This is a genomic window from Kosakonia sp. PSU_27, from assembly GCF_039409795.1.
Taxonomy (GTDB): domain Bacteria; phylum Pseudomonadota; class Gammaproteobacteria; order Enterobacterales; family Enterobacteriaceae; genus Kosakonia.
Genome location: NZ_JBCIVK010000001.1, coordinates 553,936 through 564,984, shown reverse-complemented (window position 1 = coordinate 564,984; position 11,049 = coordinate 553,936). Strand labels below are relative to the sequence as shown.

The 11,049-nt window shown below is 57.4% G+C and carries 10 protein-coding genes; 4 read left to right on the top strand and 6 right to left on the bottom strand.

Translation table 11 applies throughout. The annotated features are described in order from the left end of the window. Nucleotides 1-62 precede the first annotated feature (62 nt). Nucleotides 63-947 (top strand): aromatic amino acid DMT transporter YddG, encoded by an 885-nt coding sequence (gene yddG / locus AAIG26_RS02680; RefSeq protein ID WP_343179575.1) that lies wholly within the window; start codon nucleotides 63-65, stop codon nucleotides 945-947. A gap of 12 nt (nucleotides 948-959) precedes the next feature. Here the strand turns inward: yddG and AAIG26_RS02675 are convergent, their stop codons facing one another. Then, nucleotides 960-2,447 (bottom strand): SmvA family efflux MFS transporter, encoded by a 1,488-nt coding sequence (locus tag AAIG26_RS02675; RefSeq protein WP_343179574.1) that lies wholly within the window; start codon nucleotides 2,445-2,447, stop codon nucleotides 960-962. 119 nt (nucleotides 2,448-2,566) lie between these two features. On the opposite strand from AAIG26_RS02675, the gene AAIG26_RS02670 reads away from it, so the two are divergent. After that, nucleotides 2,567-3,142 carry a TetR family transcriptional regulator gene (locus AAIG26_RS02670; protein ID WP_343179573.1) on the top strand — a complete coding sequence of 192 codons (576 nt, stop codon included), beginning with the start codon at nucleotides 2,567-2,569 and terminating at the stop codon, nucleotides 3,140-3,142. On the opposite strand, the gene nhoA is transcribed toward AAIG26_RS02670, so the two are convergent. The 4 genes from nhoA to AAIG26_RS02650 form a co-directional block, all read right to left on the bottom strand. Further along, nucleotides 3,139-3,981, bottom strand: a complete 843-nt coding sequence (gene nhoA / locus AAIG26_RS02665; RefSeq protein ID WP_343179572.1) for an N-hydroxyarylamine O-acetyltransferase — start codon at nucleotides 3,979-3,981, stop codon at nucleotides 3,139-3,141. The genes AAIG26_RS02670 and nhoA overlap by 4 nt on opposite strands. 75 nt (nucleotides 3,982-4,056) lie before the next feature. Continuing rightward, on the bottom strand, nucleotides 4,057-5,712 hold the full coding sequence (locus AAIG26_RS02660; protein WP_343179571.1) for an iron ABC transporter permease: 1,656 nt from the start codon (nucleotides 5,710-5,712) through the stop codon (nucleotides 4,057-4,059). A gap of 46 nt (nucleotides 5,713-5,758) precedes the next feature. Next, complete coding sequence (locus tag AAIG26_RS02655; RefSeq protein ID WP_045508334.1) at nucleotides 5,759-6,727, bottom strand: ABC transporter substrate-binding protein; 969 nt, start codon at nucleotides 6,725-6,727, stop codon at nucleotides 5,759-5,761. After that, nucleotides 6,724-7,425, bottom strand: coding sequence for an ABC transporter ATP-binding protein (locus tag AAIG26_RS02650; RefSeq protein WP_016496035.1), 702 nt, complete (start codon nucleotides 7,423-7,425; stop codon nucleotides 6,724-6,726). Before AAIG26_RS02650 ends, AAIG26_RS02655 begins: the two co-directional genes overlap by 4 nt. A 237-nt stretch (nucleotides 7,426-7,662) precedes the next feature. Here AAIG26_RS02650 and AAIG26_RS02645 point away from each other — a divergent pair, with 237 nt between their 5' ends. Then, on the top strand, nucleotides 7,663-9,441 hold the full coding sequence (locus tag AAIG26_RS02645; protein ID WP_097406712.1) for a sensor domain-containing diguanylate cyclase: 1,779 nt from the start codon (nucleotides 7,663-7,665) through the stop codon (nucleotides 9,439-9,441). Between the two features lie 70 nt (nucleotides 9,442-9,511). Then, nucleotides 9,512-10,084, top strand: coding sequence for a flavin reductase family protein (locus AAIG26_RS02640; protein ID WP_016496033.1), 573 nt, complete (start codon nucleotides 9,512-9,514; stop codon nucleotides 10,082-10,084). Nucleotides 10,085-10,092: 8 nt separating this feature from the next. Here the strand turns inward: AAIG26_RS02640 and AAIG26_RS02635 are convergent, their stop codons facing one another. Then, nucleotides 10,093-11,031, bottom strand: coding sequence for an alpha/beta hydrolase (locus AAIG26_RS02635; protein WP_343179570.1), 939 nt, complete (start codon nucleotides 11,029-11,031; stop codon nucleotides 10,093-10,095). Nucleotides 11,032-11,049 lie beyond the last annotated feature (18 nt).

The window sequence follows — 11,049 nt, the reverse complement described above, 5'->3', positions numbered from 1 at the left end:
TTCGTTTAAGCATTCACGCGTGTTATACATTGAGGCTTTGTTTCAGGCGGTTAAGTGCGGTAATGAATAAAAATAAAGCAACGCTGATTGGTTTACTGGCGGTATTACTCTGGAGCACGATGGTCGGTTTTATTCGCGCCGTCAGCGAAGGGCTTGGCCCGGTTGGCGGTGCGGCGATGATCTACACCTTAAGCGGGTTGCTGCTGGCTGTCATCGTCGGTATCCCGGATTTACGCCGTTTTTCAGCTCGTTACCTTATTGCCGGAAGCGTGCTGTTTGTCAGTTATGAACTGTGTCTGGCGCTCTCGCTGGGCTTTGCCGCGACGCGCCAACAGGCGATTGAAGTGGGCATGGTCAACTATTTATGGCCGAGTCTGACGATTTTTTGCGCAATATTATTCAACGGTCAAAAAGCCAGTTTATGGGTTATTCCCGGTTTATTACTGGCGTTATTGGGCGTGAGCTGGGTGCTCGGCGGCGAAAGCGGTCTTAATATCGCTGAAATCCAGCACAATATTATCTCCAGCCCGCTGAGCTATGCGCTGGCATTTGCCGGGGCGTTTATTTGGGCGATTTGTTGCACTGTTACTACCAAATACGCCAACGGCGCGAACGGCATTACGCTGTTTGTATTGCTGACAGCCGCGACATTATGGGTGAAATTCGCGCTCACACCGCAGCCGGAAATGGTTTTTACGCTGCCGGTTGTGGTGAAATTATTGATGACCGGCATTGCGCTCGGTTGTGGTTATGCCGCGTGGAATATTGGTATTTTGCACGGCAACGTCACCGTGCTGGCAGCCGCGTCCTATTTCACGCCGGTGCTCTCTTCCGCGCTGGCGGCGGTGGTGTTAAGCGCCCCGCTCTCGTTCTCTTTCTGGCAGGGCGCGCTGATGGTGTGCGCCGGATCGCTGCTCTGCTGGTACTCAACCCGCCAGCGCGCGTGATCCGGCCAAACGCTACGCTTTTTCCACTCGCGCCAGGCTAAACCAGATCCCTACCGCCAGCAGCATTAACAGTGCGCTGGCGGTGCTCAGTGCAATGCTGTGCGAACCGGTAAACGCCGTTTTCGCCGCCGAGATGATCCCTTCAGCAAGTGCGGGTGGTGCTTCCTGCGCCAGGCGGAATGCTTCGCCAATGGAGGATGAAGCCTGCGAGGCGGTCTCGCTGCTTAACCCCTGCGGAAGCTGGATCGAGGCGGAGAAACTGCGGCTCAAAATCAGCCCAAACACGGCAATGCCCAGTCCGGCACCCAGCTCGTAAGACATCGCTTCTATCGCCCCGGCGGCTGCCGCTTTCTCTTTGGGCGCAGCGGCCATAATCGCCGCCGTTGAAGCCAGTAACGCGCTCGCCGCACTGAAACCGAGCAGCGCCATCAATACTCCGGCCTGCCACGGCTGGGTGGCAAAATTGGTCGCGGAAAGACCAAGAAAACTCAGCGCGCTGAGCGCCATTCCGCCTGCGGCGACGCGGCGTAAGCCCAGTTTTGACACCAGAACCCCGGCAATCGGCCCGCTAAACCCGCTTGCCAGCATCACCGGCAGCATAAACACCCCGGCGGCAAATGGCGTGAAACCGTGGACAAATTGCAGCTCCTGCGCCATCAGCAGTTCAAAACCGACCAGCGTGACCATCGCGGTGATCGCCATCAAGACACCGCTCAAAATGACGCGATGCGTAAACAGACGCATATCGATCATCGGCGTGCTGGCGGCCAGCTGAATGCGGACAAATCCGGTCAGCAAGGTGGCACCAACCAGTAACGTGCTCGCTACGATCCACAGCGGAAGCGTGCCTTTCATTGCCGTTTTGGCACTCCACACCAGCAGTAAGATGGCGACAATTAAGCTCAACGCCTGGTTCAGGTGTAACGGCTGATCGGCGCGGCCCTGCTGGCGCGGTACAAAGCGTGCGGTCAGCGCCATCACGACAATGACGATCGGCACGTTAATTAAAAATACCGACCCCCAGTAGAAATGCTCCAGTAACATACCGCCAATTAATGGGCCGAACGCCGCGCCGCCGGAACCAATTGCCGCCCAGACGCCGAGCGCCGTATTGCGTTGCTGTGCCTGCGAGAAGGTATTACGGATCCCGGCAAGGGTTGCCGGCACGATCATCGCTGCGCCCACAGCTAACAGCGCGCGCGTGGCAATCAGCCAACTGGCGCTCGCGGCAAAGGCCGCCAGTAACGAGGCCGCGCCAAACAGACCGCTACCGACAAGCAGCAGCCGCTTAAAACCAATTCTGTCGCCCAGCGCGCCCATTGGCAGCACCATACCGGCCATCACCAGCGAGTAAATATCAATTATCCATAACAGCGCATTTCCGCTGGCATTTAACTCCGCGCTCAGTGTGGGCGCGGCAACATGCAGCACCGTCGCATCAATCGCGACCGGAATATAAACCAGCACAATGATGACCAGCGTTAACCACTGACGAAACATACTCCTCTCCATCGTTTTTCATTCCTGGACAGATGTCCAGAATCGCGATCCTACGTAAAGTTGAACGCATGTCCAGTTTTTTGTTAAACTCCGTTGACGCTCTATTTAACCGAGGTTTTATGCGCTATCTGAACAAGGATGATCGCCGGGAGGTGATCCTGAAAGCCGCGATGCGCGTAGCGCTGGCGGAAGGTTTTTCCGCCATGACCGTTCGCCGCGTGGCAAGCGAAGCCGGGGTCGCCACCGGCCAGGTCCACCACCATTTCACCTCGGCGAATGCATTAAAAGCCGAGGCGTTTATCCGCCTGATTGCGGAACTGCTGGAGGTGGAAGTGGTACCCGCAACCGCGCCATGGCGCGAGCAGTTGCACGCGATGCTGGGCAGCGATGAAGGCGGTCTCGAACCTTATGTGCATTTGTGGCGTGAAGCGTTACTGCTGGCGAGTAAAGAGCCGGAATTCAAAGGCGCGTACCTGCTGACCATGGAGATGTGGCACGTCAAAGTGGTGCAACTGATTGAGCAAGGCCGTGCGGCAGGTGAATTTACGGATACCGATACGTCGGCAAACATTGCCTGGCGCCTGATGGCGCTGGTCTGCGGGCTGGACGGGATTTGCATGCTGGGCATGCCAGATGTCGATGAAGCTGCCTTCAATCGCCATCTGGCCGTCATGATTGACAACGAACTCCGTTAAACTTTTTCGCCGTGCAAATCGAAACCGGCCATCACCGTTTCCAGCTGTTGCAGGCTAAAGCCATACTGTGCATCGTTCACACCAAGCCCAAAGCGCTGTTGCAGCGCGTCATACAGTGCCGGAACATCCGCAAAGGTCACCTCTTCCAGCACCTGACCGTTTTTCCAGTGGGTAAAATGGAAGTTGGTTAACGTCAGTTTTACGCCGTCCGGCAGATGGCGGCACATCAGCAAGTGATGGCGAAAATGGGATGCCGGCCAGTGTGCGGAGTGAAAATTCCCCATCACGAAATCGGCCTGGTACTGCTGCCCCATCTCAAACTGATACATCGACTGCCAGCGTTCGTGGTGACGGAACTGGAGCACCCAGTCTTCCCCCTTGCGCTGCAAGCGGTAGACGCCATGCGGCGTGGCCTGCTCAATATCCTCCTGTAAGCGGATTGGCGCGGTCAGTGTCTGCCCGCCAAATCCGACATCGCCGATCCACGGCTCGCCCGCAATCTGCACCAGCAAAATACGGTGCGTGCGCGGTGGCATCTGGTGTGGATTAGCAATCACCACCCGTCCTAACAGGCTGCGCACCGTAAAACCCACCTCTTTCAGCACGCGCTCAAATAGCCCGTTCTGCTCAAAACAGTAGCCACCGCGACGGGCAACCACCAGTTTATGGAAAATCGCCTCATCGCTCAGTTCAATTTCGCGCGGCAGTACCACATCGAGGTTTTCAAAAGGGATAGCGCCGTTGTGATGTAAATGCAGCGCCCGCAGCGTTTCCAGTGAGACATCGGGCGTTTGCTCCCAGCCAATACGGGCCAGATAAGCGGTCAAAAAAGGGGTCATACAGGCTCCTTGCGAATGGTGTCCCGTTGTTATAGCGCATTTTTTTCGCGTTACCGTCGATTTCGTGCCCTCGATTTATCCCTTTGTGCTGCGCTGCATAATGCCGAGCGCGGTGAGCATCAACACCAGCCCGGTGAGCAGCGTCAGTGTCGCCATCGCCATCCCCTGACCTACTGAGCCTTGCTCGAATTGCCGCCAGATAAATACCGCCACGGTTTGTGTACCCGCCGGTGCCAGCAACAGCGAGGTGACCAGCTCGCGCGAGGCAATGGCGAACACCATTAACATGGAGGCGAGCATCGCCGGGAAAATCAGCGGTAGCACAATCAGACGCAGTGCCTGGAACGCGCTGGCACCGTGAACCCGGGCGGCAGGCTCCAGGTTGCCGCCTAGCTGACGCATGGCGCTGCCGATATAACGCACCGGCCACGGCAGCAGCAGGCAACAGTAAGAGATAAGCAAAATTGCCCAGCTGTTGTAGGGCGAAATCGGCCAGAAGCTGCGGTTCCACAGCAATATCAACCCAACACCAACCACCACGCCGGGCAGCGCGGCTGGCATCAGCGATAGCGCATCAATTACCGTGCGCCCTTTTATCTTCTGCATCACCACCAGCCAGGCGGCGCACAAGCCCAGCGCGCCGGTAATCAGCGCCGCGCCGAATGCCAGCGATAAACTGGTGCCCAGCGCGGGTAGCGCATCACCGCGCTGTTCGAACAGCGCCGCAAAATGCTTCATGGTGAGATTATCCAGCGACACGCCGCCGGAAAGCGTAGAGCTAAAGCCGGTGAACGCCATCGATAACCCCGGTAGCACCACGGCGAGAAAACCGACCGCCGCCATCACCAGCAGCACCGGTAAAGTGGCAAAACCGAGTTTCGCCCCGACAAGCTCGGTCGGTTTCCCGGAAACACTAGTGACGTCTTTATCGCCGGTCAGTTTGCGTTGCAGCCACCATCCGCACAGCGCAATGGCGATCAGCACTACCGACAGCAGCGCCGCGCCGGGCAAATCGATCGGCCAGTCGGCGAGTTTCTCTTCGATACCGACCGTCAGCATCACCACGCCGGAACGGGTACCCAGCGCGGCGGGCACGCCATACTCTTCCACCGCCAGTGTAAAGGCCAGCAACATACCTGCCGCCAGCGCCGGGGAAAGTAACGGCAAGGTGATATGGCAAAATGCGCGCCACGGCGTGGCGCCATGAACGCGGGCGACTTGTGCCAGGCGCTGCCCGCTGGCGAGCAAACTGCGCGATACGGCAAAGTACACCACCGGGAAGATATTCAGCGTCATCACCAGAATGATGCCGCTCTTGCTAAACAGCAGATTGTTGAGATCCAGCCCGGTGAGCTGCATCAGGTAGCCCTGGGTTTGCAGCACCAGCATCCACGACAGCGCGGCAATATAGGGCGGAGTTAAGAACGGGATCAAAAACAGCAGATCCCACAGTTTCGGCCACGGTAAATTAAATAACCCGCGCGCGACGCCAAGCGGCAAACCAATCAGTGCGCTGCAAAGCGCCACACCGCAGGCTATCTGTAGTGTCCCGCCGAACATGGCCGGCAGTTGCGGCTCTGACAATAAGGCGGGAATGGCGGTAAATGCGCCACTGAATTTCCCGGCGCTAAAGTGCGGAAATACCGCCTGCAACACAATAAACAGCAACGGCAGCGCCACCAGTATCAGCAGCAGCGCCAGCGTCGCTTGCGCAATCAATCTCTGGTTCACAACGGGTATCCTGAAAGCGGGGTTGCCCCCGCAAAGATCGAAAGGATTACTGAGCAAAGAGCGCGTTAAAGCGCTTCAGAACCTCGCCACGTTCACTGGTGCCGCTGCTCTGGGTTGGCAGCACTTTCAGTTCGGTAAACAGCGGTCGTTTCGCTTCCACGTCCGTGCGGGCAGGCATCAGCCAGGCGTCGGCGACCATTTTCTGCCCTTCCGGCGACAGCACATAATCGATAAACGCTTTAGCGTCGTCAGCGTGTTGGGTGGTTTTGAGGATCATCATCGGGCGCGGCGCGATGACGGTGCCGCTGGCCGGGAAGATCACTTTCAGCGATTCGCCCTGCGCGATATTGCCATAGGTGACATAGTCGACCGCGCCAAACACCGCCGCTTTCGCCCCTTGCATCACCGGCGTTACCGCCTGGGCGTTCGGGCCGCTCACCACCATGCCGTTCTTTTTCAGCGCCCCGAACAACTGCCATGCGCGGTCGCCCATGCCATTTTGCAGACCGATCAGCAGATCAAGCGAGGCGCCGGAAAGTGACGGATCCGGCGTAGTCACTTTGTCTTTAAAGTCAGGAGATGTCAGATCGTTCCACTCTTTCGGCTCCGGGGTGCCGCTCTTGGTGTTCCAGACAATCCCCAGCGCGGAGATGCCCTGCGCCACATAGTCGGCGCTTTTCAGTGTCTGCGGGACATTTTGGGCATTGGCACTGGTAAACGGCAGCAGCCAGCCGCGATGATGCAGATCTTCGGCGGTATCCCACGAGGCAGAAATCAGAATGTCGGCCTGCGGATTGGCCTGCTCGGCTTCCAGCCGCGCCATCACTTTGCCGGTAGTGGCCTGGAAAATATTCACTTTAACGCCGGTTTTTTGCTCAAAGCCGCTGGCCAGGCTTTTTGCCAGCGAGCCAGGACCTGCGGTGTAAACAGTCAGCGCGTGCGCGCTGGAGATCATCATCGACGACAGCACCATGGCTAAAGCGACTCCTTTTTTCACGGACAGTAAGGCTTTCATGCAATTTCCCCTGAGGTTGAAGTAACGGTTCGTACAGATTCAACGGTCCCGGACGCTAAATGCACAATGCGGTCGGCAAGAAGCTGTGCTTCGCGGTGGTCATGAGTGACATACACGGCGGTGGTGCCGAGCTGGCGCAGCAGTCGTGCCATCTCAAGGCATAAGGATTCGCGCAGCGCGGTGTCGAGATTGGAGAGCGGCTCGTCAAACAGCAGGACGCCGGGTTCGGCGACAATGGCGCGTGCCAGCGCGACGCGCTGCTGCTGCCCGCCGGAAAGGCCTGCCGGTTTGCGCCCGGCAAATTCCGCCAGCCCAACCCTTTCTAGCGCCTGCGACACGCGCTGTTCGCGCTCTGCGCGCGGCACGTTGCGCATTTTCAGCGGGAAAGCGACGTTTTGCGCCACGCTCATATGCGGCCACAGCGCGTAATCCTGAAATACCATGCCGATATCGCGCGCTTCCGGCGGCAGCGTCCAGCCCGCTTTCGCCACCAGGCGATCGCCAAACCAGATCTCACCTTCCGCCGGTTCACTCAGCCCTGCCAGCAAGCGCAGCAACGTGCTTTTGCCGCAGCCAGACGGGCCGAGCAGCGCGACAATGCTGCCAGGTTGAATATGTAAATCGATGTGATTAAGAACGGTATGTGCGCCAAAGGCGTAGGAAACGCCTTGTAAGCGGATGTCTGTGAATGCGCTCATTCACGCCCTCCCGTAACAGAAAGTCGTGACGTACCCGCGGTCTTCATCCGACGGGGCGCATCCACCTGCACAAAAGTCAGGGGAGCAAACATATTGTTATCCTCTTTGGGATTTGATTGCGGCTGACTATAGGCAGCGAATATGACGAAGAAATGACGTCAATATTGCGCATTGATTTTTAACTGAATGTCTAAACTGATAGGCATATTCCCGCACTCACGTCGAAAAGGATCCCCCGTGCGCATCGCTACGATCACCAATTTTGCTTATACCGCGACCGTGGTATTAACGCTGACCTCCGGCGTGGCGCTGTTTATGGCGTCGAATGCGGAACGCGCCGAGCGTGACGCCGTGGCGCAAAATCGCGTTTTCGATACGTTGACGGACGATCTGGAAAAAGAGGCTTATGCGTTAACTGAACTGGCGCGTGAAGCGGTGATCAAGAAGCAGCCGGAAGTGATTCAAAGCTGGAAAACCCGCCAGCAGCAGGATATCGCTCTGGAAAATCATCTGGTCGCCCTGCGTGACCGTGGTGCTTCCGATGAAGAGTTACTGATCCTGCGCGATGGGCTGTCGACGCTGGACCAACTCGAAGATGAGCAGCGCATCGCCATCGCCGATATCGAAGCCGGGAAAACGGACGAGGCGATGAATCTGTTGTACAGCGCCAGCTATGAAGAGCGACTTTCCGAAGCGGAGTACCGTTTCGCCCACTTCCGCAGCTTGTCGGATCAGCGTGTCCAGAGCGCGATAAGCGAAGCAACCGATCGCTCTTTACGTTTACGCACGTTATCAGAAATTATGGTCGGGCTGACGGCGCTGCTGTTCCTGTTTGTGCTTGGTTTTATTATCAAACACCGCATTTTGCGCCCGGTGGTGACGCTGAGTGATGTGGTTAACCGCCTCGCGACCCAGGATTACAATGTGGAAGCGCCGGTACTGGCGCAGGTGGATGAAATTGGCGATATGGCGCAGGCCATTCGCATATTTCGCGAAAACGGCCTGACCCGGCAGCGGCTGGAACAGGAGCGCGACGCGGAGTGGGCCACGCGCACGTTGCTGGCGCGAATGACGCAACGACTTCAGGGGTGTGATTCCCATAGCGCGATTTTTCGCGTGGTCAGCCGCTTTGCGCCACAAATTATCCCGGATATGGGTGGACGGTTGTTTGTACTTAATCCCCGCACTAAGCGCATGAAGTGCGTGGCGCGCTGGGGTTTGCCGCCGGGCGAAGACGCCCCCTTCCCGGCCGAACATTGCTGGGCACTGAAACGCGGGCAGTTGCATAGTCCCGCCAAAGGTGGCGTTGATATGCCCTGTGAACATATCAAGCCAGAGCTCGCGTCACGCGCGATTTGTGTGCCGCTTAATGCGCAGAATAAAAGCATTGGTTTGCTCACTTTCGATAATTACACGCCGGGCAAAGAGCCGCCCTATATCTACCTTGAGCTGCTGGCAGAAACGCTGGCCCTGGCGCTGGCCAATCAGATCCTGCGCGATACGCTGACGGAACGCGCCATGCATGATTCGTTGACCGGCCTGCTCAACCGCCACAGCCTGGATGAGACGCTGCGCAATATGCTCGACCAGGCGATGGTGGAAGGCACGACGCTGAGCTGTCTGATGGTCGACGTGGATTATTTCAAGAAACTCAACGACCAGTACGGCCACGACGCGGGTGACAAAGTGCTGCGTGAGCTGTCACGGTTGATCACCGAAACGCTGGATGACAACAGTGTTGCGTTCCGTTATGGCGGCGAAGAGTTCCTGCTTGTGCTGCCCGGTGCGGATGAAGTGCAGGCGAAAAAAGTGGCTGAGACGCTGCTGCATAATGTCCTCAATCATCACATGCTGTATGAATCACAGGATATTGGCCCGGTATCGGTTTCCATTGGGCTGGCGACATGGCCGCGCCACGCGCGCGCGGATAATCTGGTCCGGGCAGCCGACCTGGCGCTCTACCTGGCGAAAGAGCAAGGCCGCGGCCAGATTGTGGTGGCCAGAAGCACCGGATAATGCGCCACGTCTTGATTTTGCCGCCTGTTCGGCCATTTAATGGCAGAAACGTTTGCACAGAGGAACCGCTATGAGCTATTTCCGTCCGGTGGCGTTAGAACATGCCAGCCGCCTGCTAAACCACGGTCCGACCATTCTGATTACCAGCCGCGATGAGCAGATCGACCGGCGCAATATCATGGCGGCGGCGTGGTCAATGCCGGTGGAATTTTCCCCGCCGCGAATTGCGATAGTGGTGGATAAAAGTGCCTGGTCGCGCGAGTTGATTGAACACAGCGGCATGTTTGGCATTGTGGTGCCAGGTGTTGCGGCAACGAACTGGAGTTACGCGGTCGGCAGCGTCACCGGTCGCGATGAAGATAAGTTTAATTGCTATGGCATTCCCGCTTTCGCCGGGCCGGTGCTCGGCCTGCCGGTGATCGAAGAGAAATGCCTGGCGTGGATGGAATGCCGTTTGCTTCCGCCGACCGCCGCGCAGGAAAAATATGACACGCTGTTTGGCGAAGTGGTTTCCGCCGCCGCCGATGAACGTGCGTTTATCAACGGGCGCTGGCACTTTGATGACGATAAGCTGAACACCATTCATCATCTTGGCGGCGGCACGTTCGTCACCAGCGGCAAGCGCATTACCGCTGGCGAATAACGAAGCATTTACTCAGGCAGCACCTCGATCCAGTTCATCGCCAGTTCTGGCCAGACCGCTGCCGGCAGGTGTTTTACACCGCGTACGCCAAACCCATGTTGCCCCTTGCTGAACAGATGTAATTCAGTGAGCACATGATGCGCGTGCAGCGCGTTGAACATCACCAGCGAGTTGGCCACCGGCACCGAAGGATCGTCCACGGCATGCAGCAAAAAGGTTGGTGGTGTTTGCGCGGTGACATTCTGTTCCGGCGAGTAGTGTTTAATCTGCTCCGCCGTTGGCGTTTCACCAATCAGCGCTTTGCGTGAGCCGGGATGGGCAATCGACTGATCCATTGAAATCACCGGGTAACCCAGCACAACAAAATCTGGCCGTGCGTGCTGGTTATCAATGTCGTCCACCGGTGTGTACACCTTCTCGTCATAGCGCGTTTCCAGACTTGCCGCCACGTGCCCGCCTGCGGAGAAACCCATTACACCGATTTTTTTCGCATTGAGATGGCGTGATCCTGCCTGCGCGCGCAAGGTGCGCAAAGCACGTTGTGCATCCGCCAGCGGTGCGTTTGAACCTTCGGCGTGACCATCTTCCGGCATGCGGTAGGTCATTACAAACAAGGTGTAACCGCGCGCATTGAATGGCGCGGCTAAATCACTGCCCTCTTTATCCAGCACTACGCGTTTATAGGAACCACCCGGGATCACGAGGATGGCGATACCGTTGGGTTTTTGCGGTTTGTAAACGGTGATTTGCGGCGCTCTAATGCCGGTTACGGCGCGGTCGGGAAGCGCAGGATCTGTACTGCGCTCGGTTAATACAAAACTGACCGGGCTACTTTGGGCGCCTGGCGCATCGCCTTGCGGCCAGACGGGAAAATGCTCTGGTGCGGCAACGGAAGGGTGCGAAAAAAGGAGCAGCGCGAATGTCAGTGAACTGAGTTTCCGGAACATAATCATCTCCATGTCAAA